Origin of the sequence: Bartonella sp. CL71SXKL (assembly GCF_042194935.1) — a bacterium.
Taxonomy (GTDB): Bacteria; Pseudomonadota; Alphaproteobacteria; order Rhizobiales; family Rhizobiaceae; genus Bartonella.
The window spans coordinates 18278-45168 of the sequence record NZ_JBHINI010000003.1 but is presented as its reverse complement, the minus strand read 5'-3'; the positions used below and the strand labels follow the sequence as shown (position 1 = coordinate 45168).

At 35.1% G+C, this 26891-nt stretch carries 18 protein-coding genes; 7 read left to right on the top strand and 11 right to left on the bottom strand.

Annotated features, from left to right (window positions below; genetic code table 11):
* Positions 1 to 525 precede the first annotated feature (525 nt).
* Positions 526 to 1335, bottom strand: coding sequence for a class I SAM-dependent methyltransferase (locus tag ACFILA_RS02360; protein ID WP_375660574.1), 810 nt, complete (start codon positions 1333 to 1335; stop codon positions 526 to 528).
* Positions 1336 to 1724: 389 nt separating this feature from the next.
* On the opposite strand from ACFILA_RS02360, the gene ACFILA_RS02355 reads away from it, so the two are divergent.
* The 4 genes from ACFILA_RS02355 (at position 1725) to parE (ending at position 6240) form a co-directional block, all read left to right on the top strand.
* Positions 1725 to 2357: a LemA family protein gene (locus ACFILA_RS02355; protein ID WP_273724085.1), complete on the top strand. Its 633-nt coding sequence runs from the start codon at positions 1725 to 1727 to the stop codon at positions 2355 to 2357.
* The gene (locus ACFILA_RS02350; RefSeq protein WP_273791580.1) at positions 2357 to 3208 is read left to right on the top strand and encodes a YgcG family protein; all 852 of its coding nucleotides are present in this window, start codon (positions 2357 to 2359) and stop codon (positions 3206 to 3208) included. The genes ACFILA_RS02355 and ACFILA_RS02350 overlap by 1 nt, the downstream gene beginning before the upstream one ends.
* A 146-nt stretch (positions 3209 to 3354) precedes the next feature.
* Entirely contained in the window at positions 3355 to 4092 is a 738-nt protein-coding gene (lipB, locus tag ACFILA_RS02345) for a lipoyl(octanoyl) transferase LipB (RefSeq protein WP_375660573.1), read from the top strand.
* 81 nt (positions 4093 to 4173) lie between these two features.
* Positions 4174 to 6240, top strand: coding sequence for a DNA topoisomerase IV subunit B (gene parE / locus ACFILA_RS02340; RefSeq protein WP_375660572.1), 2067 nt, complete (start codon positions 4174 to 4176; stop codon positions 6238 to 6240).
* A 17-nt stretch (positions 6241 to 6257) separates the two neighbouring features.
* Here parE and recJ read toward each other — a convergent pair whose 3' ends face one another.
* Entirely contained in the window at positions 6258 to 8042 is a 1785-nt protein-coding gene (recJ, locus tag ACFILA_RS02335; protein WP_375660571.1) for a single-stranded-DNA-specific exonuclease RecJ, read from the bottom strand.
* Between the two features lie 296 nt (positions 8043 to 8338).
* On the opposite strand from recJ, the gene rplM reads away from it, so the two are divergent.
* On the top strand, positions 8339 to 8803 hold the full coding sequence (rplM, locus tag ACFILA_RS02330) for a 50S ribosomal protein L13 (protein ID WP_015856544.1): 465 nt from the start codon (positions 8339 to 8341) through the stop codon (positions 8801 to 8803).
* Between the two features lie 2 nt (positions 8804 to 8805).
* Positions 8806 to 9291, top strand: coding sequence for a 30S ribosomal protein S9 (gene rpsI / locus ACFILA_RS02325; RefSeq protein ID WP_015856545.1), 486 nt, complete (start codon positions 8806 to 8808; stop codon positions 9289 to 9291).
* 311 nt (positions 9292 to 9602) lie between these two features.
* On the opposite strand, the gene ACFILA_RS02320 is transcribed toward rpsI, so the two are convergent.
* The 7 genes from ACFILA_RS02320 to ACFILA_RS02290 form a co-directional block, all read right to left on the bottom strand.
* Positions 9603 to 9968, bottom strand: a complete 366-nt coding sequence (locus ACFILA_RS02320; protein ID WP_005773308.1) for a response regulator — start codon at positions 9966 to 9968, stop codon at positions 9603 to 9605.
* Between the two features lie 539 nt (positions 9969 to 10507).
* Complete coding sequence (locus tag ACFILA_RS02315) at positions 10508 to 10867, bottom strand: hypothetical protein (protein ID WP_273791584.1); 360 nt, start codon at positions 10865 to 10867, stop codon at positions 10508 to 10510.
* A 985-nt stretch (positions 10868 to 11852) separates the two neighbouring features.
* Entirely contained in the window at positions 11853 to 12212 is a 360-nt protein-coding gene (locus ACFILA_RS02310; RefSeq protein ID WP_375660570.1) for a hypothetical protein, read from the bottom strand.
* 3043 nt (positions 12213 to 15255) lie between these two features.
* Positions 15256 to 16044 (bottom strand): ABC-2 family transporter protein, encoded by a 789-nt coding sequence (locus ACFILA_RS02305; RefSeq protein WP_375660569.1) that lies wholly within the window; start codon positions 16042 to 16044, stop codon positions 15256 to 15258.
* A complete protein-coding gene (locus tag ACFILA_RS02300) occupies positions 16028 to 16813 on the bottom strand; it encodes an ABC-2 family transporter protein (RefSeq protein WP_375660568.1) in 786 nt (261 codons plus the stop codon). Before ACFILA_RS02300 ends, ACFILA_RS02305 begins: the two co-directional genes overlap by 17 nt.
* Before the next feature lie 13 nt (positions 16814 to 16826).
* The gene (locus ACFILA_RS02295) at positions 16827 to 17846 is read right to left on the bottom strand and encodes an ATP-binding cassette domain-containing protein (RefSeq protein WP_375660567.1); all 1020 of its coding nucleotides are present in this window, start codon (positions 17844 to 17846) and stop codon (positions 16827 to 16829) included.
* Between the two features lie 793 nt (positions 17847 to 18639).
* A complete protein-coding gene (locus tag ACFILA_RS02290; RefSeq protein ID WP_375660566.1) occupies positions 18640 to 19623 on the bottom strand; it encodes an RluA family pseudouridine synthase in 984 nt (327 codons plus the stop codon).
* Positions 19624 to 19829: 206 nt separating this feature from the next.
* Here ACFILA_RS02290 and ACFILA_RS02285 point away from each other — a divergent pair, with 206 nt between their 5' ends.
* Positions 19830 to 21611: a glucan ABC transporter ATP-binding protein/ permease gene (locus ACFILA_RS02285; RefSeq protein WP_375660565.1), complete on the top strand. Its 1782-nt coding sequence runs from the start codon at positions 19830 to 19832 to the stop codon at positions 21609 to 21611.
* Positions 21612 to 22839: 1228 nt separating this feature from the next.
* Here ACFILA_RS02285 and alaS read toward each other — a convergent pair.
* Positions 22840 to 25512 (bottom strand): alanine--tRNA ligase, encoded by a 2673-nt coding sequence (alaS, locus tag ACFILA_RS02280; protein ID WP_375660564.1) that lies wholly within the window; start codon positions 25510 to 25512, stop codon positions 22840 to 22842.
* A 205-nt stretch (positions 25513 to 25717) separates the two neighbouring features.
* Entirely contained in the window at positions 25718 to 26761 is a 1044-nt protein-coding gene (gene recA, locus ACFILA_RS02275) for a recombinase RecA (protein ID WP_273791424.1), read from the bottom strand.
* Between the last annotated feature and the right edge of the window lie 130 nt (positions 26762 to 26891).

The following is a 26891-nucleotide window of genomic DNA, read 5'->3' as shown; positions in this document are numbered from 1 at the left end:
TATATCTTTAAAAAAGAGAAATGCTCCATATAACATATTTATATTTTACTTTTTTGTTATATTGAATCTGAATTTAGAGATAATTTCAAAATGAGTTGTTTTTTAAAGGTGCTTCCAAGCCATTACCTTTTTTACTACAAATTTCTGATTATGATAATTTTTATACTTTTTCAGTTGTTTTTGTCAAAATTTATTAAAAACACTCTCATTTAATAATAAAAAACAATCATAAAAACAAAGAATTATCAAATATTTCTATTCAATCTACCTCTTCTTATTTTATAAAATAATCTGTTGTTAAACTGCAGTAAAGAAAGCGCTTCAATACTATAATGCAGTGCATAAATTTTCTATTTAAACTCTCTCATATCAAGTGAACAATGAAAATCAGACGTAATAAGATGTCAACGTGAATGCTGAAGAAAAAAACCGTCCCCCTCAAAATCTGCCTTAATAAGGCGTTAATTTCCTGAATACCGCCTACTCTGATGTGCTAAAAGAGCAAAAGTAATCATCGATATCAGATTATCCCGCATACATATAGAGCTCACTTCGATACAAAAGCTCCAAATTGCCTTGCACTTCATATTTCTTTATCAATGAGACCAATTGCCGCAAATATTCTTCCCCATAGCAAGCAATAGCGCGTTGCGCTTGCGTTGAAGAGCGGCTCATTCCAATAAAAGCTTCAGATGGGATCATCATCGTCCAATTATGCGTATGAAAAAAAATCTTTTCTGGATCTACCCCAAAGCCATCACTCATTTCCTGTAAAAAATCAAAATTACGATAATAACGGGAATAGTTCGGACTCATTTTTTCTAACAATGTCTCATAAGCCTCTAGAAATTCGCTATGCTTGAAATCGCGATTATTTTGAATAACCGCCATGACACCATTGACTCGAAGTTGATCTGAAACAGAACAAAGCAACTTGGGACGATCCATCCACTGAAACGCTTGCGCTGCAATGACAAGATCAACCTCGCCAATTTGAGGCAATAGGTCTTCGGCACGGCCCTGATACCACTGCACCGTAGGAAATTTTTTTCGCCCCTGCTTAATCATATCTGCCGATACATCGATAGCATGATATTGGTGCTCATTTCCTAAAAATTTAACAATTCCCTCTAATGCGATGCCTGTCCCAGCACCCACATCCACAATGGACAAATGCTTTTTGTTCTTAAAAGAATGGAGCATGGTTTTAAATAAAGTGAGGGGGTAGCGAGGACGATAATGATCATAATCATTAGCCAATCCATCAAACTTTTCACTTTGCCGTTGAACACCTTCTATCACAGGATTTTCCGCCTCCTTCACAATTACTACCATACATAGTTAAAAAGCCTTTTTTGTCCAATCTATTAAACATAACTTCTAAAGGAGTGAAAATAAGAACTGCCCTTACCTTCTATCTTTCCATAAGATTGATACTTACATTTTTTCCTTTTCCAATTGTGATCTGCACGTTGTGAAATACGAAAATAATATCTTTTTCTGTAATAATAATTGATATAAATATTATTGAACTTTTATAAGATGACATCTATATTACCATTATTATTTTAATATCAACGAGTCACTTAAGCGTACCTAAAACGCAAAGAGATATCAATTTATTGATAAATACGCCTGTTTATAAAGTTCAAAATACTTTCCACCAAGAAAATAAACCCTATATAATACATAATAATACATAAAATATCTGTGGAGACATCTTTATGTTAAATGTACAAACTTCTTCAATTTCAATGTTTAAAATATTAAAACAATTTTCAATTGTGATTTTTTTGGCATGGTTAGTGCCATTTTTAAGTGGGTGCGGATTTAATACGATACCAACAAATGAAGAAAAAGCACATGCAGCATGGAGTGAAGTGCTCAATCAATATCAACGTCGTACAGATCTCATCCCCAATCTTGTAGAAACAGTTAAAGCTTACGCAGCTCATGAACAAAGCGTTTTCACAAATGTAATTGAAGCACGTGCTAAAGCAACGCAAGTCAACATTAATGCAGATATGTTGAATAATCCAGAAGTTATGCAGCAATATCTCAAAAATCAAGCAAATTTATCAAGTGCACTTTCGCGACTTATGGCTGTTGTTGAAAACTATCCGGATCTTAAAGCAAACCAGAACTTTCTTGCTCTTCAATCACAATTAGAAGGAACAGAAAACCGTATTTCCGTTGCGCGCCGCGATTATATTGAAACAGTACGTGCCTACAATACTGCACTCAAAACAATGCCGACGATGATTTGGGCAAAATTATGGTTTCGTGATGCTAAACCTATGCCAACTTTTACCATCGATACTGATAGCCAACAAACACCAAAGGTTAATTTTAATTAATGAAATCATTTCGATACTCTTTGCAACGTATTGTATTTCCACAATTATGGGCTTTTATCTGCTCTCTGTATTTAGTTGCTGCATTGGGAAGTATCGCTTGTTCGCAAATAAAATTTCCTCATTTAACAGGTTATGTTAATGATGTGGCTCATTTGCTCGATAATGCAACCAAGGAAAACTTGACAAAAAAACTGGCAGCACTCGAAGAGAAAACGGGAGATCAAATTGTTCTTGTGACACTCCCTACTCTTTCGGGCAATGATATAGAAACATACAGCAATTCTCTTTTTCGTACATGGGGATTAGGCCAAAAGAAGATCAATAATGGTGTATTACTGGTCATTGCACCGAATGAACGCACAGCACGTATCGAAGTAGGATATGGTTTGGAAGGAGAGCTAACAGACGCTCTTTCCTCTGTCATTATTAATAGCTTCATGATTCCTAATTTTCGCGAAGGAAATTATCAAAAAGGAATTGCTGAAGCAGTTGATGCAATTATCAAAGTTATTACAGAAAGTAATTCTGATTTTACTTTTCGTATCAAAGAAAAAGCTAAAATCGTTGAAGAACAACGTAAACAAGCTGAAAAAGAAGAAATGGTAATCAATGCAATTATGTTTTTAGCCTTTTTTATAATGTTTGGTCTTCCTATTCTTGCAATGATTTTTGGTAAAAAAGTGGGTCCACAAAAGTATCTCTGGCTGGGGATCATCTTCACACCTTGGTTTCTTAACTTAAGTGCCGGTGGCAGATATCCTGGTGGAAGGTTCGGTGGTCCTCGAGGTGGAGGGGGCTTTAGGGGTGGTGGTGGATCATCAGGTGGGGGCGGTGCAACAGGAAGATGGTAAAAGGAACGTGGATTTTTAAGCGTAGCAAATCTTCTTAAGATAAAATTTATGAACGTATTCTCTTTTATTCAACAATTCTATACCTTACTCTGTAATCACTTTTATTGATTACAATATAAACTCAAACATCAAGATAAATATTACCAATGACATTTGAATTGAAACATACGGATCGTAATCACTTATCACATCATTTTAATGCAATTCTAGGAAATCCACCCGTTGAATGGAAGATAAGTGATCATCTAGTTGAGTATCCTGAAGCTCTGCGTTATATGCAAGAACGTGTAGAAAAAATTCTTGCAAAAACCGCGCATGAACAAGTTTGGCTTCTTGAACACCCTTCCCTTTATACAGCGGGGACGAGTGCAAATAAAAAAGATCTTTTGGCGCCTAATTTATTCCCTGTTTATGAAGCAGGACGTGGAGGTGAATTTACATATCACGGTCCAGGACAGCGTATTGCTTATATCATGCTTGATCTTAAACGCCGAAAACAAGACATTCGTGCTTTCATTAGTGCATTAGAAGAATGGATCATACAGATGCTTGCAAACTTTAATATTAAAGGCGAACGCAGAGAAGATCGCGTTGGTGTCTGGGTTAAACAATCTCATTGCCCATCAAAACAAAATGATCTTTCTTCCGAAGATAAAATTGCAGCTATTGGCATTCGAGTGCGAAAATGGATAAGTTTTCATGGAGTTTCTATCAATGTTAATCCTAATTTAGCCCATTATTCAGGAATTGTTCCTTGTGGAATTACAAACCACGGTGTAACGAGCTTTCTTGATCTAGGTTGCCCTGTAGCAATGCATGATATTGATATCGCTCTCAAACACGCTTTTGAACAAATTTTTGGTCCAACAATTGATGTTTTCTAAGTGCATTGATTTTTAAATAAAAAACAGGCATAAAATTATTTTAATAAATATTTTATTTTATGAGGTAGATAGTTAAACGCTATGAGCGATAACAAAAAGGATCTTTTTAGTGTTTTAAATAAAGCCCAATCTCGGGTAAATACAAAAGAAAACACTCTGCAGCCTCCAATGAAATCAAAAGCGATGATTTCAAGAAAAAGTGCAAAAGATACGCAAGAAGATGACTATAATGCCCTCTCTATTCGAGTTCTTGAGGGTTTAGAGCCCGTGCGTTTACGCCCTGGAATGTATATTGGTGGAACAGACAGTAAAGCGCTTCATCATTTATTTGCCGAAATTATTGATAACGCGATGGATGAAGCTGTTGCGGGTTATGCAGATTCTATTGAGGTCTCATTAGATAGGAACGGTTATATAACCGTTACAGATAATGGACGCGGTATTCCTGTCGAAAATCATCCTCAAATGCCTGAGAAATCTACTCTTGAAGTTATTATGACACAACTCCACTCCGGGGGAAAATTTGATGGAAAGGCTTATCAAACTGCAGGTGGACTTCATGGAGTAGGAATTTCTGTCGTCAATGCTCTTTCTGATGATATGGAAGTTGAAGTTGCACGAGAACGAAAACTGTACCGCCAACGTTTCTCACGCGGTATTCCTCAATCTGGATTGGAAGATCTGGGAGATGTTTATAATCGTCGTGGTACGCGCGTTCGTTTTCATCCTGATCATGAAATTTTTGGTGAAAAAGCAGCTTTTGATCCAGAAAAAATCTATAAGATGACATGCTCCAAAGCCTATCTTTTTGGTGGCGTAAAAATTCGCTGGACTTGTGATCCCGTCATACTTGAAGGCGCAAAAAATATTCCTGAAAAAGCTGTTTTTCATTTTCCCAATGGGCTTAAAGACTATTTACTTGCGTCACTAAAAGATGAATATCGAGTAACGTCAGAAATTTTTTCTGGCAAAACACAACACAATAATGGCCATGGCTCCGTTGAATGGGCTATCGCTTGGCATGGTGGTGATTCTTGTGTGCAATCTTACTGCAATACGATTCCTACAGGAGAAGGCGGAACGCACGAAATAGGATTACGTCAAGCTCTTTTGCGTGGATTGAAATCCTACGCTGAGTTAATAGGAAACAAGCGCGCAGCGATTATTACGTCTGACGATATTATGATTTCAACAGCCGCAATACTTTCAGTCTTTATCAGTAACCCTGAATTTGTTGGACAAACAAAAGATCGATTAGCAACCATTGAAGCACAGCGTATCGTTGAGAATGCAATCCGCGATCCTTTTGATCATTGGTTAGCAAATTCCCCGCAAGAAGCAACAAAACTTCTCGATTGGGTTATTGAACGTGCTGAAGAACGTGTTAGACGACGCCAAGATAGAGAAATAAGTCGAAAAACTGCTGTCCGCAAATTACGTCTGCCCGGTAAACTTGCAGATTGTAGCCAGAACCATGCTGTGGGTGCTGAACTATTCATTGTTGAAGGGGATTCTGCAGGAGGATCTGCTAAACAAGCAAGAAATAGAGCAAACCAAGCAATTTTACCTCTTCGTGGTAAAATCTTAAATGTCGCCAGTGCTGCACATGAAAAAATGAACTCAAGCCAAACAATTAGCGATCTTATCCTTGCTCTTGGATGTGGAACACGCTCCAAGTATCGTGAAAAAGATCTTAGATATGAACGTATTATCATCATGACAGATGCTGATGTTGATGGTGCTCATATTGCGTCACTGCTCATTACCTTCTTCTTTCAAGAAATGCCTGACCTTATTCATCAGGGACATTTATATCTCGCCGTCCCTCCCCTTTATAGAATATCGCAAGGAGGAAAAGTTGCTTATGCTCGTGACGACATTCATAAGGATGAATTGCTCAAAACTGAATTTACTGGAAAAGCTAAAATAGAAATCGGGCGTTTTAAAGGGCTGGGTGAAATGCGCGCAGAACAACTTAAAGAAACGACTATGCATCCTCAAAAACGTACATTGCTTCGTGTTTCTATTGATGCCGTGGAAATGCAAGAAACGAAAAAGACTGTAGAAAGTCTCATGGGAACAAAACCAGAAGCACGATTTCGTTTCATACAAGAAAATTCTACTTTTGCTTCTAATCTAGACATCTAATGTAAAAAATATCCCTTTCAAACCACTGCGGCTGCGTCAATCACGCGCAGCTGCGGATTGATCGTTCCATTCCAATAATTCAAACTAAGATGACCAGCTAAATGAATCATTTCACCAATATTTTCAAAAAGAAAATCACCAAGCGATGTCCCTACAGCACGAAAAGCAATTCCTTGCAGTTTTTTTCCTTCAACATTAGATACAATGAGGCGAAGATGTCCTTTACCAACTTCAGATAGATTCACCAGTCGATGAGAGGGAAGAACAAAAACAGGTGTTGCATTCCCTGCCCCAAATGGCCCTGCTTTTTCAAGCAATTCAAACAGCGCTTCATTAACACCAGAAGCAGAAAGAGAACCATCTATACTAAGAGATTTTTTTGCACGCAACTGTGAAACCATTAAAGAAACTTTTTCTTCTAGCCATTTTCGAAAAATTTCAATTTTTATTGATTGAATTGTAATTCCTGCTGCCATACTATGTCCCCCTCCTTTTTCTAATAAATTTAATGTAACAGCTTCACGAACGAGTGCTCCTAAATCTATACCATTAATTGAGCGTCCCGACCCTACGCCATTTCCATCTTCTTTCAAAGCAATAGCAAAAACAGGACAAAAAAAACGCTCTTTGAGACGGGAAGCAAGAATACCAATAATTCCCGGATGCCATTCTTTATGTGAAATTACAAGCGATAATGGTATTTCTTGATCTTGATAAAGAGAAGTAATGTAAGATTCCGCTTGTGCTAATTGAATGTTCTCCATTTCTTGGCGTTCTTGATTAAGCCGATCTAATTGTTCTGCTATTCTGTCCGCTTCATCTTTATTCTCACAGCTAAGCAAACGTGCTCCCAAAGCTTGATCACCAATGCGCCCTCCTGCATTAATTCTAGGGCCTAACAAAAAACCTAAGTGAAAACTATTAAGCGGCTCCCCTATTCGTGCAACCTTTGTTAAAGCTGTTATTCCTAGATTATGCATAGAACGAGCAACTTGAAGCCCTTTTATCACAAAAGCACGGTTAACCCCCTGTAATGGAACGACATCACATATGGTTGCCAATGCAACAAGATCAAGCATACTTAAAAGATCAGGCAGCTGCCCTTGGAATTGTTTTTTCCGCAGCAAATGATGAACCCAAGCTAACGTAACAAAAACAACGCCAGCTGCACATAAATGCCCCTGTTTAGAAAAATCATCAGGGCGATTAGGATTGACAAGAGCAACGGCTTCTTGATGAATCTCTGACATTTGATGATGATCTAAAATCACAACATCAGCACCAGCAAGCCTCGCTGCTTTTACGGCATCAGGACTGTTTGCGCCACAATCAACAGTGATAATTAACCGAGCGCCTTCTTGCACAAGCATCCTCATTGCTTGTTCATTCGGACCATAGCCTTCAACAATACGATCAGGAATATAAATTTTGACTTCAATACCAAAATAACGAAAAAAACGCGCTATGAGTGCCGATGAACAAGCACCATCAACATCATAATCACCAAAAACAGCAACCTGTTCTTGATTGAGAAGAGCCTTAACAATACGCTCTGCAGCGCATTGCATATCCCTAAAACTTTCTGGATCAGGCATAAGCGTACGTAATGTTGGATTAATAAAAGCAACAGCCTCAGCTTCATCCACATCTCTTGCTGAAAGTACTCGAGCTAACTGATCTGGAAAGCCAAATTTTTGAGAAATAGCGCGCGCATTATTTATCCCTTGAACATCAAGGGCATCTAACCAAGCTTGACCACAAGCAGAAGATTCAACATTGAGAAAATAACGAGACCACTGCATTATTTCTTATATTATAATGAAGAACAATAAAATACAATCATGCGTTAAAGATAAAATAGTTTTTTGCAACATTCATTTTAAGTTTAAATGGTCTACAAACTTCTTTTAATGGGGTATTATAATACCTTTCTCATAACATGTTGTTTTATAAAGTTTTTATTTTCTCTTGACGTCAATCAAAAGACATTATATCAGAGCAAGTAGTATGCGTTAAATATTTCGCTATGGTAACAATTTTCAACGCAAAACAGTAAAAATTCCCTTATATTAAAAGGGTTCTAATAAAGGATACTTCTATGGCAACTTTTTCACAAAAGCCAACTGAAGTGGTGAAAAAATGGGTTATTATTGACGCAGAAAACCTTGTTTTGGGTCGTCTTGCCACATTTGTTGCTAACCGCTTACGTGGCAAACATAAAGCTACATTTACTCCACATGTTGATGATGGTGACAACGTTATTGTCATTAATGCAGATAAAATAGCTCTCACTGGCAAAAAATATACGGATAAAAAATATTATTGGCATACCGGCTATATTGGTGGAATCAAACAACGTACAGCACGTCAACTTCTTGAGGGGCGTTTTCCCGAACGCGTTATTGAAAAAGCAGTAGAGCGCATGATTCCTCGAGGGCCTCTTGGTCGCCGTCAATTGAAGAATCTACGTGTTTACGCTGGAAGCCAACATCCACATGAAGCACAACAGCCTGAATCTCTTGACGTTGGTGCTTTAAACCGCAAAAACAAAAGGATTGCTTGATTATGGCTGAAATTAATTCTCTTTCTGAGCTTAGCATAGTAACAAGTATTACAGAAACACATGAAAATGTTGTTCCTGTCCACGTGCAAAAGCTTGATTCACAAGGACGTGCTTATGCAACAGGAAAGCGTAAAGACGCTGTTGCACGCGTATGGATTAAACCAGGTTCTGGAAAAATCACAATCAACAATAAGGAATTTGACAAATATTTCGCTCGTCCTGTTCTTAGAATGATTCTTCGTCAACCAATTGTTGCAACAAATAGGGATACCCAGTTTGATATTATTGCAACCGTTGCAGGCGGTGGTCTTTCCGGACAAGCCGGTGCAGTGCGCCATGGCATTTCCAAAGCTTTAACCTATTATGAACCAGAACTTCGCTCAATCTTGAAAAAAGGTGGTTTTCTTACCCGTGATAGCCGCGTTGTTGAACGTAAAAAATACGGTAAAGCAAAAGCACGTCGTTCTTTCCAATTCTCAAAGCGTTAATTTCAATTTTTGTACAATGCATAAAGCCTCGGACAAAACCGAGGCTTTTTCCCCTACTAAAACAGACTTTTAGATGAATGTAGGAACAAATCTATACCGATTAGAAAAAACAAAAATGCAAAACAACCTCCTCTCTTAAGATAAAAGGCAAGAAAATAAACCGAAAAATCTCGAAACTTCAGTTTCAATTTTTAAAATCTGTTTTACTAACTTGAATATATCCACGTGCTAAAGCAGAAAAATATTTGCACGAAAACTTTAGCAATTTTATAAGCTTTTCAATATTTTTTTCTATCATCACTTAACAAGCTTTAGTCCACAAAATGTTTTACCATTGTGATAAAATGAGGAACAGAAATAGGCTTTGACATATATTCTTCACATCCACTGGCACGAATTCGCTCCTCATCGCCTTTCATAGCAAAAGCTGTTACAGCAACAACAGGGATTGATCGAAGTTCTTCATCTTCTTTTAATTGTTTAATAACATCTATTCCAGAGACCTCTGGCAACTGGATATCCACAAGGATAAGAGATGGCATTGATGAACGCGCCAAATCTAATGCCATAAGACCATTACGCGTTTCAACAGTTTCATAACCACTCGCTTCTACAAGATCACGGAATAACTTCATATTAAGCTCATTATCTTCCACGATCATGACTTTTTTTGACATTCGTATAACTCCACCCTTCTCAAATAAAATAGAGAAATAGAAATGAATCCACATTCTCTTTGCTTAAGATAAAATGATAAAATGAATTGTAAACCACAAAGAGATTAAAAGATTCCAATAAAAGCATTTTTTACAAATGTTTGTAAGACGCATCGCTATACTTATTCAGTTCATCAGCATAAAATCCACAATAACCATAAGTATTGTATTACCCTATATTTTTGAGTGAATACGCACCGTTTATGAATATCTCAATTCCAGCATATGCATTTTCATCATAGAAAAAATATCAAATACAAACTTAGCTCAAATGCGTATTTTGAAGAGAAAAAATTTAATTAACTTTAAAAAGCAGCTGATTATTTAAATTTAATGTCCCCTATACTGCCATCCCCCAACAATATCTTAATGATATTAAAGGATAAATTTACCATATTATTAAAAGTAAAAAATAAATAAACCGTGATTAAACATCACGGTTTATTTAATATAAAATATTCAACAACAGAATAATTCAAAGTTCATCAAGGAATTATCTTTTAATTCAAAGCCCATGCACTATAAGCAAAAGCATCGAATGCTCTTCCACCTGTCTCTCTGTTAGGACTCGGCGGTTTTCTAGTAAAGAAATATACAAGATATGCGATTAAACCAAAAATCGCTGCCTCCATCCCCATTAAACCCGCGACTTTTTGGACATTTTTCTCAGCCCCTTGTCCTCCAAACTGGCTAATAATCATATCAACAGCTTTAATAACTCTATTTTCCTGTGTCATTACAGAAATGAAACCAGCATTTTGAAATCTATCATTTAAAGAATCAGCATTGGCTCCTAAAACCTGTGAAAAGAAAATAGCTACTGCAACAAAACATACTATACAATGCTTGAATATTTTCATCATAAACACCTATTACAATATTTAATAAAATAAATTTTCTTTACCGCCCCCTCTAAATAGAAAACATTACATCATCTATCGATAAAGTATATTTATCTTCTAATAACAAAAAATATAATACAAAATTTAATTAACAGTTTTATTTTAATTGTTAATTTTATATTATATTACATTTACAATATATCCGTTACATGTTTATTTTAATATTGTCAATTATTTTATTCGTGTTTTAATAATGTATAATTTAATGGCAAAAATGTATTAAAATAAAATTATTTTATTGTTTTTATTATAATTTTATCTTTATTATCATAAATATTATTAGATATTATAACATAAAAATATCAATATATTGTTTTTTAGTTACACGTAATGTTTTTTATTTTTTGTATAATATAGTAAGATAAGTATTTTTAAAATTTACAAAAAACAAAAAAATATTTTATTGAAATATTCTGTTAAAATAATTTTTTCTTAGTATAGATTGAGAAGAAATAGTTTTCCCAGCAAAAATTAGCGTAAGTATCAACTTAGCTCTTTGATTGAAAAAGCTAAATTAAGTAAGATAAGGGATAACTTTGGTGAACGCGGCAAATCTAATGCCATAAGGCCATTACACATTTCAAAGATTTCACAGCCATTCGTTTCTACAAGAACGTGGAATAATTTTAATAAAGTTCATTGTCTTTCAAGATTCTAACTTTCTAACATTAATATAATTCTACGACTTAGAGAAATAGAAATAAATACACATTCTTTCTAACCAAGATAAAATGATTAAAAATTTTAAACCTCAAAAAGACTATATTATGTCCAATAAAGTATTTCTGTAATAATATTAAAAAAAGAGTACAGCCTAAAAACTTAAAGCTTAATGGGCATATTAATAAATATAAAAATAGCTAAACCGTGATTAGAAATCACGGTTTATTAATTATAAAAGATTCAAAAATAGAATAATTTAAAATTCATCAAATCAACATTTTTAATTAAGAGCCCATGCACTTCGAGTAAAAGCAGTGAATGCTTTTTCACCTGCGCTTTTTCTAGGATCCGGTGGCTTTCTAGTAAAGAAATATACAAGAAATGCGATTAAACCAAAAATCGCTGGCTCCATTCCTATCAAACCAGCCACCTTTTGGACATCTTTTTCTCTGCTTTGTTCCGAAAATTGACTAATAATCGCCTTAACAGTTTTAATAACTCTATTATCTTGTTTCATTACAGAAATAAAATCAGCGTTTTGAAATCTACCATTTAAAGAATCGGCATTGGCTCCTAAAACTTGTGAAAAGAAAATAGCTACTGCAACAACACATGATATACAATGTTTAAATATTCTCATTATAATAACCTATTACAATATTTAATAAAACCTTACTCTCTAAATAGAAAACATCACAACATCTACCGATGATTCATATTTTCCTACTGAGAAGAGAATGATAATATAATACAAAAATAATTATCATTTTGTATTATATTTTTATTCTTTCCATATTTAATTTGTTTTGTCAATTATTCTATTTTTGTTTTAAGCTGACTGATTAGATGATAAAATTTTATTACAATAATATGATTATATTATTGTTTAAATTGTATTTTTTCTTCAAAACTATTGATTTTCTTAATCACAACATTTTTAAATCACAACATAAAAAATATTACTAAATTGTCTTTTTTTATTACACATAATGGATTTTTATATTGCTAGCATACAGTAAGCTAATTTTTTTTTCTTATTGTATGTTGAGAGGAAATAGCTAACCGAGTAAAAATTTAGCGTAAACAAAAATTTCGCTCTTTGATTAGAAAAGCTAAACGAGATAAGATAAGAGATAATATTGATGAAACCGCCAACTTTAATCCATAAAGCCATTAAACATTTCAACGATTTTACGACAATTCGTTTCTACAGAATCGCAGAATAACTTCAGTTTAAGCTCATTATCTTCCACGATCATTACTTTTTGATATTAATAGTGCTCCACGCATTCAAAATAAAATAGAGAAATAAATAATGAATACAAATTCTCTCTATAACCAAGGTTAAAAAGATAAAAAATGTAAACTATAAAGAAACAAAATAACACCTAATAAAAGCATTTTTGCAAATATTTGTAATGCTCAGCATTATGTTTTTCAGTTTATCAAAATGAACTCCACAATAATCGTAAAATTATATTATTCTATATTTTTGAATCGATATGTAAAATTCATAGGTATCTAATGAATACCAATAAACTCACAAGTATTTTCATCGTAGCAAAGCTATCAATCACAAAAATTAACTCAAATACACATTTTGAAGAGAAAAAACTTACGTAACTTTGATATGCATAGATTTTTTTATCTGTAAGCAATCGGTAGTTTATATACCCAATTAAAAATTTATTCTTGTGATCTTATATTGTCTCAAACGCTTTTGTTATACATCAATACGAGCGATGCAATAACAAATCAAAATAGAACTTACTTATGTAATTTTAAACAAAACTTTAAAATGGACCACACATGTTGTTAATGCATTGTTAAATGCAAAAACAATCACAAAACTGGAAAATAAAAAACTCATTATAAATGCTAATAACTTAACAGAATTTATTTTTTTGCTTTATATAATTTTTCAAAAAATTTGATAAGAAAATATGAGTGATACGCGAAAAAGTTCTCAATCTTTTCAATCTCTATATCAAAAATCACATTATTCTCATCACTGATAATCAAAAACATATGATCGTTATCAGTTATTTTACAACATCAAATTAAAGCATTATTTTTGTTTATTGAAAAAGAAGCTATCTGGATTTCTCTTTATTTTTTGGGCCAAATCTAAAAACATAACTTTATTAATAACATATCTCATAATCTCTATAGAAAGATACTTAAATAAAGAATACTATAAAAAATAAAATGAATATTATTGATGATTTTTTATAATATCAGTTTTAATATGCGCTTTAGAAGCATAATATAATTTAAATAAATTTATTAATAATATTAATAGTATTTAAAGTATCTATAACACTTAAAATTTCTGAACTAAAATATATAGACTTATAAATAATACACCATTAAAAGATATTCTAACAATATTTCTTAGACATATTTTTCATTAACATATCTACAAAATTATTATGATTTTAGAGATATATTGCAGATATTCTATAAATTACCGTACACAATTATAAAAATGATGCACAACTCTAAAAGCCCCCTACTAGAGCACCATTTATAGTGCTGCCTACTGCTTCTCTTAGTATAGCTCCCTCCGCAGCAGCAGCTACGATTAACAGGAACTATACCATCTATTTTCTATTGCAACTGCACCCACTATACTTACGATTCCTCCAAGCACAGCACCTCCAACTGTCCCAACAGGCGCCACTATCATTGCTCCTGTTTGTCCTGTAGATTTTATTGCATCCCAATAATAACCCGAAGGACGGCATGAATTACCTGAAGCACGTGATGAGCTTGAACTCTCCTTTTTCTTTTATAGAAAAACGCATCATATCGATACAATTAAATTTGATTATTACGCGTTTTAGACAATTGTCAAACCTAATTTTAAATTAAAATAAAATAAAAACACCGTACAAAAAAATAATATTCGCAAATACTATTAAAATATAACACATTAATTTTTCTTTTTCTTAACAAAGTCATAACTTAAAATGAGTTATGCATAAGAAAAATTAAGAGCCTTCTCTTGATTTACTCGCACAACAAAGAAATATATTTATTACGTTATTGAAATTAATCTTATTGCTATCGTTTTACAGCTACTTGACTTGGTGAATACTTTTATTTTTCAAGCAATTATTGATGGAATTTTGCCTACTCAGCATGCTGAAAGTCTCTATGTGATTGTTGTCTTGATAATTGCTATCATGTTGTTTAGCACAACTCTTAGCTTTCTATCGGGCAACTTAAAAGCTTTATTCTATCAATTTTCTTATTGTTTACGCAAAAACTCATCCACGTAATAATATATTGAATGCACCAACAAAATCCGCACGAATAACCACATTCTACGCATATAAAAATTACACACTTTGACAATTTTTTAGCACTATAACCGAAAAATAACACATCTGGCTCGTATTATGAATGATACTAAATTGTATGCCATCTTACCATTGGCTTTTGTCATCAAGCTGCCATCTAAAATCGAACAGTTTAAACCTCTGATTTCTATTTCACGCTCCTTGCCAGTAACTGTGGGAATGCGGCCTATATTATTGTTCAATCTTATCTAACAATAAAAAAATCCTCATGTGAAAATTCTACATGCCTTATATCGCCAGAATAAATAACGATAATTTATGGTACAATAGAATTATTCACTCAATTTTTTTATTTTTATAATCATGCTGACTTTCATTTCATCCCCCTAATCCATTAAATTTACGCATTGTTTTCTTATAACTTATGAAAGTCATGACCATGGAAAGAAAAGCGCTCAACAGAACATATCCAATATTCCATTCGCCTTTACCAAGCAACAATGACACAGGCAAGGAAGCAGAAAAAGCCATGGGAAGCATAAACAAAAGCCATTTTACGATGCTTAAAGGATAAATTCCTATTGGCACAAATGAAAGCTCGTAAATCATTTCATGAAAATATTCGACAGGCATCTTACGGCTAATAATAAATGTTACAAAATTAAACATCATGAAAAAACAAATATTGACAATAAAAACACAAAATATTGCAACAATAAAAGAGATCCATCTTAGCTTAAGATCGGATATATTCGGTAATGATACAAATAAATAGGCACTAACATAAAGAACAAAGAGCTTGATCAGATTAAGAGGTTTACACCAACCAAACAACATCAATAACCAAATTGAAACGGGCTTTATCAAGTATGGTTCAATTTTACCATCCGCTACTTTTTCAAAAAACGTTTCAATAGAATTAGTAAAAATATTCAAAAATATTCCAAGTAAAACAAAGACAACAAAGATAAAATGGATTTCATCTCTGCTATAGTTACCGATCTTTCCTGAAAAAGCAGATATTCTATCAATAAATATGAATTGAATAAAATAATAGCATAGAGAAAGAATAAACTCCCCAGCCAAATTCTTACCATAAACAATCTGTCGGCGGATATTCAAACTGATAAAATGAAGGATTATTTTCATCTCAACCACCCGCTCCATTATATGCTTTCATCCCTTTATTCCAAGCAATATAAATTAAGAATAAAAAACACAAAATATAAGTAAAACTTCCGAAAATAAACTGCTGAAACAACGCTAAATTTTGCGTCGCGAAAAACTCGGCAGAAGCTGATATCATGAAACGATAAGGATTAAATTGCATAAGCGGAATAAGCCACACCGGCCAAAAAGATGGTGGTAAAAGAACACCACCAAGAAGCGTTGAACTGAGAATACTGAAAGAGAGTAATATATTGTACTCAATCACCCAAAAGCTTAATAGGGCAATTCCAAAAGAGAGTAAAAAACAAAGCAATTGTGATAGAATAACAACCAGAAAAAAGAACAGAAAAGCGATGACCAATCCCAGAATATTTTCATAGGATAAAACAAGCTTAACAACAAAAAGAGCCAATAACGGGATGCTATATAATACACTCTCCCCTAAAAAAGTAAAAAGCATTTGTGTCATATAACTAAAGGGCTTTGTAATATATACTTCTAATTGACCTTCTTTAACATGATGAGAGAAAAACTTAATCACATTATAACCATTATTTAAGCGACCTAGGACTAAAGCAAAAGCATAATAATACATCATATCATAAAAGCTAAAGCCATTGATGGTGTTGCCCGTATCAGAGAAAAGTGCATTCCATAATAGAAGTTGAATAACAAATGGCGAAAGTGTCCCAATGATAATATCGGTAAAAAACATTGCTCTATCACTTAGAACAGTGAGTAATCCATTCTTGGCAAAAAGAAACATACCAAAGCAGTGGTTAGATAAATTCTTTAAATTTAACACGGAGCATCTCTTCAAGCGAGGGAGTGGATACAGAGAACGTACAGTTCAATTCGGTTGTAATTTCGCGTACAAAACGCGCAAAATCCTCACGGGGCAGCGAAACCTCCAGCGAGCATTTTTCAGCGTTAAAGTGCTTATCTTTTAAAGGAGTAGATAATTTCAACGCAATCTCATCAATTTTTTCTACAACAGCTGAAGGTGCAGCCATGTGTTCACAAAAAAGTGTCATTCTCACCAAAGAAGGAATGACATTTTTAAGCGCATGAAGATTACCATGAAACTGTTTCTTTCCTTTATGCAAAAGAATAATATCATCGACGTATCCATCAATATCTCCCATATCATGACTTGTAATGATATACCCAGTGCCACGCTCCTTTTTCAGTTTTTTAAGAAGCTCCCTGATTTCATGCTTAGCTGTAATATCAAGACCAATACTTGGCTCATCGAGAAACAACAGTTTAGGTCTAAAGGAGAGATTAAATGCCAATTCACTTTTCACTCTCTCACCCAGACTAAGCATCCGCACTGGCTTATCCATAATATGCTCAAGACCCAGCAACTCAGCGATCTCTTTAAGATCACGGGTAAAAGAGGCGCATTCAAGACCATATAATGGTTGAACCATATCCAGACTGTAGCGTAAGGGCAAATCCCACCATAAACAATTCTTGTGACCAAAGACCACACCCAAAGACTTGAACAGATTTTTCTTCGCTTTATAAGGATCAACACCAAGGACTTTAACACATCCCTCATCAGCGTATTGTATACCAGAAAGTATTTTAATCAGTGTCGATTTACCCGCTCCGTTAGGGCCAAGAATTGCTAACGATTGCCCTGAAAAGAGGGTGAAACTCATATCTTTTAACACATGATGATTTGTATAAACCGGCTTGAAGAGAGAAAACACCTTGTTTTTAAAACCAATTCCTCTGTCAATGTTGCGATATATTTTTGAGACGTTATTAACGTCAATCAATAATGATCCCATCAGTCACTCCTAATTTCAATTTATCCCCCTTTTGAATGTTCCCATAATAAATATCTGTTTTGTTCACTAGAAAAAACAAAAGTGTTCAAGCCCTCCCTAGAGCAATAAAACGCGTCTGACGTTTTATCTCCAATTTTTTGTCTAGATATTTTTTCAATGTGATGAGTTCACTTCAATGAAGCATTAAGATACTGAAAAATTATTTCTTCTTTTATGAAAGATAGTCTTCTGGATAAACTAAGTAAGTAGAAAAAATTGCTCATTGAAAGGAGAACTTTGCTAAGAAGGCTTCATTGTGTAAGCAAAGATACAAAGCATAAATCTATACTATAAGCATATCAAACCACATTTATAACAGAACAAACTTCCTTGACAACAGGATTTTTTTGAGAGTCTACTTTTCCTCAGCATTACTATAAAATGCCTCCATTATTCCCCATAAAAAAACTAAAATCGCTTTCTCTATTTTAGTAAATATCTTTCAGATTTTATCTAACTCATCTCCCTCAACAGACACGCCTTCCCAATATGACCTCTATAGATAATTCAAAGGAGCAGCTTCATAAACTCAGATTATTAAACGATACACCATATCCAAAAAATAACAATACAATCAATATGGATAAAGAGCTGTAGAAAGAAAGCCATGATATTCGAAAATTTCATCACTCAAAAACATAATTTTCTCATAGCGATTGACTTATCAAAAACTTCCTTCAAATGATGCCCTATTCATCTTATCAAATTTATAGACAAAATTTTATATCAATCAAAAAAAACAAATGAAGTTTGTTTAGTCGGTTTCAGCATCACTCTCATTAAAAGACAAAAGATTAAAACTTTGAACCATATGAGGTGGTAAAGGTGCAACAATGTCCAATATTCCTCCTGAAGGATGAGGAATACGAATACGACGTGCATGAAGATGAAGACGATTTTGAATTCCTCCTGGTAATGTCCAATTACTATCAGAAAAAAAATACTTTGTATCGCCAATGATAGGATGATCCATATGGGCAGCATGCACACGAAGCTGATGTGTTCTCCCTGTATAGGGTTCCATTTCAAGCCACGAAAGAGCCCGCCCTCGTGTATCTAAAACGCGATAGTAGGAAACCGCATGATGTGAATCTGGCTCCCCATGTTCACAAACACGCATTTTGTCACCTTGTGCAGTCATTTCCTTAACCATCCACGTTGAAATTTTGTCCTGCTTTTTTTTAGGCACACCACGAACCAACGCCCAATAAGTCTTTTTTGTTTCTCGCGCTCTAAAAGCAGCTGTTAAGGACTGAGCAGCTCCCCTTGATCGTGCAACAATAAGCACCCCCGACGTCTCACGATCAAGACGATGAACCAAACGCGGCTTTTCACCTTTTTTATTGCGCCATACCTCAAGCATACTATCCATATGACGTGTTAAACCAGAGCCTCCTTGTACAGCCAACCCAGCGGGTTTATTAAAAACAAATACCTTTGGATCTTCATAAAGCAGCATTTTTTTCAAAACGGTCCCATCATCCTGCCCACGAAGTGTTTTATCCGTTATTGAAAAATTTTCCTTGTCATTAATAGGGAGAGGTGGAATACGAACAGCTTGCCCTATACAAAGACGCGTATCGGCTTTAACACGTCCACCATCAACCCGTATCTGACCAGAACGCAACAATTTTTGCAAAGCTCCAAAACCAAGTCCTGGATAATGCACTTTAAACCAGCGATCTAAGCGCATTCCATTTTCATCTGCCTCAACTTTTTTTATTTCTATGCCTGCCATGAAAATTCCCTTACCTGATAATTTTATTGATCTATTTTTGCGCCTTTATAAACACAAAAATTCATATTTTAGTTGGTTTTATCACACCATATTACAGTTAGTATCCAAAATTGCCTTTTCTTAACGTCCAAATTTTATTAGCTAAAAACTAAGCGTTGTAAAAATCAACAGCCTTTACGCTTAATAGCGAATGGAGATAATTAACCGTGTCCTTATTTAAAACCTATGCACGTGTTCTCACTTACCTAAATAGAGAAAAAAATGCATCCCTTTTAATCTGTACCGCTAATGTTATGTTAGCTATTATCACTATTGCAGAACCTATTTTATTCGGACGTGTTATTGATTCTATTTCAGAAAAATCAGCTATCATTCCTACTCTTACCATTTGGGTTTGTTTTGGACTTTCACATATTATTGCTTATGTCCTTGTTGCTCGCGGTGCTGACCGCTTAGCCCATAGACGCCGCTTAACGGTTTTAACGGAATCTTTCGAACGTATCATTGCCATGCCTTTAATTTGGCATCAACAACGTGGAACTTCCAACGCACTCCATACACTTTTGCGCGCAATAGATTCCATGTCAACCATATGGCTTGATTTTATGCGCCAACACCTCTCAACGCTTGTCGCCTTATTGGTTCTCATCCCCATAGCGTTTAATATGAATTGGCGTCTTTCAATAGTCTTGGTTGTGCTTGCCATCACCTACGTATTAATTGCACGTTTAGTGATGCGAAAAACAAAAGATGGACAAGCCGCTGTGGAATGCTACCACCACAACCTTTTTAAACATGTCAGTGATTCAATCTCTAATGTTTCCATTGTACAAAGTTATAACCGAATAAAAGAAGAAGCTTCTATACTGCATCAACATACAAATGCTCTGCTTAAAGCACAAAATCCTGTTCTCAATTGGTGGGCGCTCGCCAGTGGCTTAAATCGAATGGCTTCAACAATTTCAATCGTTTGTGTTCTCCTCCTTGGAGCTTTTTTTGTTGCAAAAGATCAATTACGAGTAGGTGAAGTCGTTGCTTTTGTTGGATTTGCACAACTCATGATTAGCCGCCTAGACCAAATGAGCAATTTTATTAATTGTGCAATATCCTCACAAGCAAAACTGCAAGAATTTTTTGAAATGGAAGACTCAACCTTTCATATCAACAAACCGCAAAATCTTCCTTCCCTCAAAAATGTTAAAGGCGCCATACAATTTCATCACGTGACCTATAAATTCCCCAATTCTTCTCAAGGTGTTTTTGATATTTCCTTTGAGGTTAAAGCAGGACAAACTGTTGCAATTGTAGGGCCAACAGGGGCTGGAAAAACAACATTGATCAATCTGTTGCAGCGCGTATACGACCCTACCCTTGGGCATATCTCCATTGATGGAATAAATATATGCTCGATCAATCGCGAATCTTTACGCAAATCTCTAGCAACAGTATTTCAAGACTCGGGTCTTTTCAACCGTACTATTCATGACAATATTTCAATAGGAAAAGCGAGCGCAACGAATGAAGAACTTTATGAAGCAGCAAAAATAGCAGAAGCTCACGATTTTATTCTAAAAAAAGCTGATTGTTATAACACAATGGTGGGCGAACGAGGATCTCAATTATCCGGTGGAGAAAAACAGCGACTAGCAATTGCACGCGCTGTTCTAAAAAATGCCCCTATTCTCATTCTAGATGAAGCAACAAGCGCTCTTGATGTTGAAACAGAAGCACGTGTCAAAGATGCTCTCGATTGCATAAGCCATAACCGCACTACTTTTATTATAGCACATCGCCTCTCAACAGTACGCAATGCTGATGTGATACTCTTTCTGGATCATGGTCACTTAATGGAAAAAGGAAACTTTCAAGAATTGATCGATAAAGGGGGACGTTTCTCTAATTTTTTAAAGGCAAGTGGTTTAACAATCAAACCACCAGAAAGAGAAGGAGAAAATGTTATCCCCTTACATGAAGCCATAGCATCATAAAATTGATACTCTTTTTCAAGCAAAAAAATCCTCCTCAAGATAACAAGAGTTCTTATATATGATACAAGTAAAAAGATTTCTAAAAATGCCACAATCCATTTTAGGTATTTAAGAAAAATATTAAAACAGTCTAGTATTTTCTCTGCTATTGCAATTTTACTAGATTAGAACAAAAATATTTTCCTCTATCTGTGCATATTGACGAGTATACATTCTCATTTAGGGAAAATGTAAAGGTAAAAATAATTTCCAGTTTTACCGTCTTCTTTTAACTCAGCTTTACAAATTTCAAAACGAACTAAAGAAATATCTTTTAAATAATGAATATTATGTATTGCTTTGCACTTTTGTTTATCACGTTCTTTATAGTCCTCTCATAAAGAACAGAACATCACTGTTTTGCACATTCATATGACTTTTTTAAGAAACATTTTTCAATGCTCTTAAGCCCATTTCACAACGACATTCGTAAGTGGTTTTGATTAATTTAACATACACAGAATTTGAAATAATAAAATCCTACGAATATTCGTAGCTCTTATTCAAAAGATAAAACGATAAATTATCATTATAACTCAATGTATTAAAGCAATTTTATCATAAATAAATTAAATATTAATCTAAATCTTTAGATTTATGTGATATTCTTTTGATTTATATTGATAATTCATTACTTTATAACTTGAAATAAAGATTTATAAAGATAGGAGAATATTCTTTTCAAAACCTTTTAATAATAAACCAAAAACTGTGTACATAACAAGCAAAATGAAAACAATAGCTCTAAGATATAACAACTCTTTTATAAGCCTTTTCAAGGAAAGAGATTTTATTCATTTGAAAGCTAATAAAATAATGACAGCTTATAACTTTATAAGGATAATCGTATGCAATAAATTTTGTATTTTTCCTTTCATAAAAAGAGATGTTTCTTCAAAAAATCTATAAGAGCAACATAATAACTAGTCTCCCTAGTAAAAGAATACACAGCAAAGCATGAAGTGCTGCATAATCTATCTTATCTTAAAAAGATGACTCCTGAAACGCTTGGACATTATAAAGCCAAATGAAAAAGTGATGATAAAGATAAACACTGTTTTTATCTTTACAATTGTATTTTTCCCCAATTACGCTGTATCTGCATTTCAGAAATACACCAGACAGATATTCATGATACATAGATACCAACCCAATATAACAATGTAAAAAATACCTATGCAGAATGATTTCATTCTTTAATTTTTTCAAGAAAATCTTTTAGTGCCGCAAATGCCTCATCAGCTTTGTTCCCCTCAGGACCACCAGCCTGCGCCATATCAGGACGGCCACCTCCACCTTTACCACCAAGCATACCTGAAAGAATACGAACGAGATCAACAGCATTTAACTTATCCGTTAAATCATCCGTAACGCCGACAACAGCACTCCCTTTTCCATCTTCTGAGACACTAATAAAAGCAACCACTCCAGATCCGATTTGTTTTTTCTCAGAATCGACGAGCGCCTTAAGATCCCGTGGTAAAATATTTTTAACAACGCGTCCGGTAAAAGAAAGCCCATTGATGATGGTAATATCACCTTGGCTCCTTTCTGTTATTCCACCACTCAACATCATTTTCTTGCGTACATCATTCAATTCTTTTTCAAGTTTACGACGATCATCAAGCAAAATTCGCACCCGTTCTTCCACGCCAGCAGAAGAAGTTTTTAAAAGATCAGCAACTTCATGAATACGTTCATCTTGGCGGCTAAGATAAAGACGTGCTTCTTTGCCTGTTAAAGCTTCAATACGCCGCACTCCAGCTGAAACAGAACTTTCAGAAACAATATGAATCAAACCGATATCACCTGTTCGCTCCACATGTGTACCTCCACAAAGCTCAATTGACCAACGCTTTTTTAATCCTCCCTTTTCAAATGGCTCCCCCATAGAAACAACGCGAACTTCATCACCATATTTTTCACCAAACAATGCCATAGCTCCTTCAGAAATGGCATCATCTACAGCCATGAGGCGCGTTATCACTCTACTATTTTGCAAAATAATCTCATTGGCTAAATCTTCTATTTTTTTCAACTCTTCTGGTGAAACGGATTTTGGATGTGAAAAATCAAAACGCAACCGATCTGGCGATACAAGAGAGCCCTTTTGTGTAACATGGTCCCCCAATGTTTGTCGTAAAGCTTCGTGTAACAAATGAGTAGCAGAGTGATTCGCGCGAATTTTCTTACGACGAACAATATCAACCGTTAATTCTACACAATCAGACCTCGATGCCTGACCAGATTTCACCTCCCCAATATGGATAAAAACACCATCACCCTTTCTTTGGGTATCATGCACCTTAAAAATAAAATTTTCACCAGAAATGATACCGCTATCACCAATTTGCCCACCAGATTCACCATAAAAAGGTGTCTGATTAACAACAAGCATAGCTTTCTGATCTGAAGAAATATGATCAACAATTTTACCATCACACACAAGAGCTGTAAGAATACCTTTCGCTGTCTCAGTTTCATAACCTAAAAACTCTGTGGCCCCCACTTGATCACGAACAGAAAACCAGATTTTCTCTGTTACAGCTTCTCCAGAACCAGACCAATTGGCACGTGCTTCCTCTTTTTGGCGTTCCATCGCTTTATCAAAAGCACCAACGTCAACAGATATTCCGCGACGACGAAGAACATCTTGCGTCAAATCAAGCGGAAAACCATAGGTATCATAGAGCTTGAAAGCAACTTCACCATTCAAATAGTCCCCTTCTTTAAGATCGGTACTTGCTTCGTTCAACAAACCAAGTCCTCGTTCAAGCGTTTTACGAAAACGTATTTCTTCTAACCTTAAAGTTTCTGAAATCAAAGATTCAGCACGCACCAACTCAGGATAAGCTTGTCCCATTTCGCGATTTAAAGCAGGCAAAAGTCGCCACATTAAGGGCTCTTTAGCACCAAGAAGATGCGCATGACGCATAGCACGACGCATAATACGACGTAAAACATATCCTCTTCCTTCATTAGAAGGAAGCACACCATCAGCAATCAAAAATGCCGATGAGCGAAGATGATCAGCAATGACACGATGGCTGGCAATAAAATCACCCTTTGCCTCAATCCCTGTAATTTCTTCTGATGCAGCAATTAATGCACGAAAAAGATCAATGTCATAATTATCATGAACGCCCTGTAAAACAGCAGCAATACGCTCTAATCCCATGCCTGTATCAATAGAAGGGTGAGGTAAGTTAACACGTTTTTCCTTGGAAACTTGCTCATACTGCATAAAAACAAGATTCCAAATCTCAATAAAGCGATCACCATCTTCTTCCATACTTCCAGGAGGACCGCCCCAGATTTCATCACCATGATCATAAAAAATCTCCGAACAAGGCCCACAAGGGCCTGTTTCTCCCATCGACCAAAAATTATCAGCTGTCGCAATACGGACAATTTTTTCATCTGGAAGACCTGAAATTTTACGCCACAGTTCAGCAGCAACATCATCACTCTGATAAACTGTCACCAACAATTTATCTTTTGGCAGGCAAAATTCCTTTGTTAAAAGATTCCATGATAAAAAAATGGCTTCTTCTTTGAAATAATCACCGAAAGAAAAATTACCCATCATTTCAAAAAATGTATGATGGCGCGCCGTATATCCAACATTATCAAGATCATTATGCTTTCCACCCGCACGAACACATTTTTGTGCCGTTGTTGCCTGCGTATAAGAAGGTTGTTCAAGTCCAGTAAAAACATTTTTAAACTGCACCATCCCTGCATTTGTAAACATAAGTGTAGGATCATTCCGCGGAACAAGCGGACTAGAAGAAAGAACTTTATGCCCATTACGATGAAAATAATCCAAAAATATTGACCGAATATTATTAACACTATTCATGTTGACACCTGCTCAATACAGTACAAAACCATAAAAGAAAAATCCCCCTCATTAAATTCTCTTCGCCACGCATGGAGTCAATTTAATCAAAAATGGAATATTTGTTTTAAAAAATTGAGAAAAAAATGACTGCGTATTTAAAAACTCAAACAAAAAAACAGAAAAATCTGAAAGGGAAAAAATTATAGACGAAAAAAACACTCCATCAAATGGCTTCATCACTTTCTATATTTTCTGACCCTGCATTTTCTAACAGTTCAATCGCAATCAAACCAGCATTTTGGCGCAAAGCTGCTTCAATCTCTGTAGCTATTTCCACATGTTCACGTAAAAACTGCTTTGCATTCTCACGCCCCTGTCCTAAACGCTGAGAATTATAAGAAAACCATGCACCAGATTTTTCCACAACACCAACCTTGACACCCAAATCAATCAATTCACCTACTTTGGAAATACCTTCACCATAAATAATATCAAACTCAACCTGCTTAAATGGAGGTGCCAATTTATTTTTCACCACTTTAACGCGCGTCTGATTACCAACGATTGAATCCCTATCTTTAATGGATCCAATGCGACGAATATCTAAACGAACAGAAGCATAAAACTTTAAAGCGTTTCCACCCGTTGTCGTTTCAGGAGAACCAAACATCACACCAATTTTCATGCGAATTTGATTAATAAAAACAACCATACAGTTAGAGCGAAAAATTGCTGCGGTTAATTTTCGTAACGCTTTACTCATTAACCGAGCTTGCAATCCGGGCAAAGCATCACCCATTTCACCGTCAATTTCTGCTCGCGGAGTTAAAGCTGCGACAGAATCCACAACAAGCACATCAACTGCACCAGAACGAACCAACGTTTCTGTAATTTCCAATGCCTGTTCACCGGTATCTGGCTGAGAAATGAACAAGTTTTCTAAATCAACACCAAGCTTACGCGCATAAATAGGATCAAGCGCATGCTCTGCATCAATAAAAGCACAAATCCCACCACCTTTCTGTGCCTCAGCAATAGCATGGAGAGCCAATGTTGTTTTCCCAGAACTTTCTGGTCCATAAATCTCAACAATACGCCCCTTCGGTAATCCACCAATCCCTAAAGCAATATCCAAGGATAACGACCCTGTTGGAATTGTTTCAATTTCAACAACCTGCTCTTTTTGCCCAAGACGCATAATCGAGCCTTTACCAAAAGAACGTTCAATTTGTGAGAGAGCAGCATCGAGAGCTTTTGTTTTATCCACGATTATATCCTTGACCGAATTCATAATAACCTAAAAATTTAGTGTACACTGTACTTTTAATTTAACTAAAGGCTTGAGTTTAGATTTTCACAGACTATTTCCATTCCTATCTCCACATTATGCCCATAAA

Coding starts and splice junctions, on each gene's coding strand:
- ACFILA_RS02360 (WP_375660574.1), bottom strand. CDS start 1,335: ATGGTAGTAATTGTGAAGGAGGCGGAAAATCCTGTGATAGAAGGTGTT.
- ACFILA_RS02355 (WP_273724085.1), top strand. CDS start 1,725: ATGTTAAATGTACAAACTTCTTCAATTTCAATGTTTAAAATATTAAAA.
- ACFILA_RS02350 (WP_273791580.1), top strand. CDS start 2,357: ATGAAATCATTTCGATACTCTTTGCAACGTATTGTATTTCCACAATTA.
- lipB (WP_375660573.1), top strand. CDS start 3,355: ATGACATTTGAATTGAAACATACGGATCGTAATCACTTATCACATCAT.
- parE (WP_375660572.1), top strand. CDS start 4,174: ATGAGCGATAACAAAAAGGATCTTTTTAGTGTTTTAAATAAAGCCCAA.
- recJ (WP_375660571.1), bottom strand. CDS start 8,042: ATGCAGTGGTCTCGTTATTTTCTCAATGTTGAATCTTCTGCTTGTGGT.
- rplM (WP_015856544.1), top strand. CDS start 8,339: ATGGCAACTTTTTCACAAAAGCCAACTGAAGTGGTGAAAAAATGGGTT.
- rpsI (WP_015856545.1), top strand. CDS start 8,806: ATGGCTGAAATTAATTCTCTTTCTGAGCTTAGCATAGTAACAAGTATT.
- ACFILA_RS02320 (WP_005773308.1), bottom strand. CDS start 9,968: ATGTCAAAAAAAGTCATGATCGTGGAAGATAATGAGCTTAATATGAAG.
- ACFILA_RS02315 (WP_273791584.1), bottom strand. CDS start 10,867: ATGAAAATATTCAAGCATTGTATAGTATGTTTTGTTGCAGTAGCTATT.
- ACFILA_RS02310 (WP_375660570.1), bottom strand. CDS start 12,212: ATGAGAATATTTAAACATTGTATATCATGTGTTGTTGCAGTAGCTATT.
- ACFILA_RS02305 (WP_375660569.1), bottom strand. CDS start 16,044: ATGGAGCGGGTGGTTGAGATGAAAATAATCCTTCATTTTATCAGTTTG.
- ACFILA_RS02300 (WP_375660568.1), bottom strand. CDS start 16,813: ATGTTTCTTTTTGCCAAGAATGGATTACTCACTGTTCTAAGTGATAGA.
- ACFILA_RS02295 (WP_375660567.1), bottom strand. CDS start 17,846: ATGGGATCATTATTGATTGACGTTAATAACGTCTCAAAAATATATCGC.
- ACFILA_RS02290 (WP_375660566.1), bottom strand. CDS start 19,623: ATGGCAGGCATAGAAATAAAAAAAGTTGAGGCAGATGAAAATGGAATG.
- alaS (WP_375660564.1), bottom strand. CDS start 25,512: ATGAATAGTGTTAATAATATTCGGTCAATATTTTTGGATTATTTTCAT.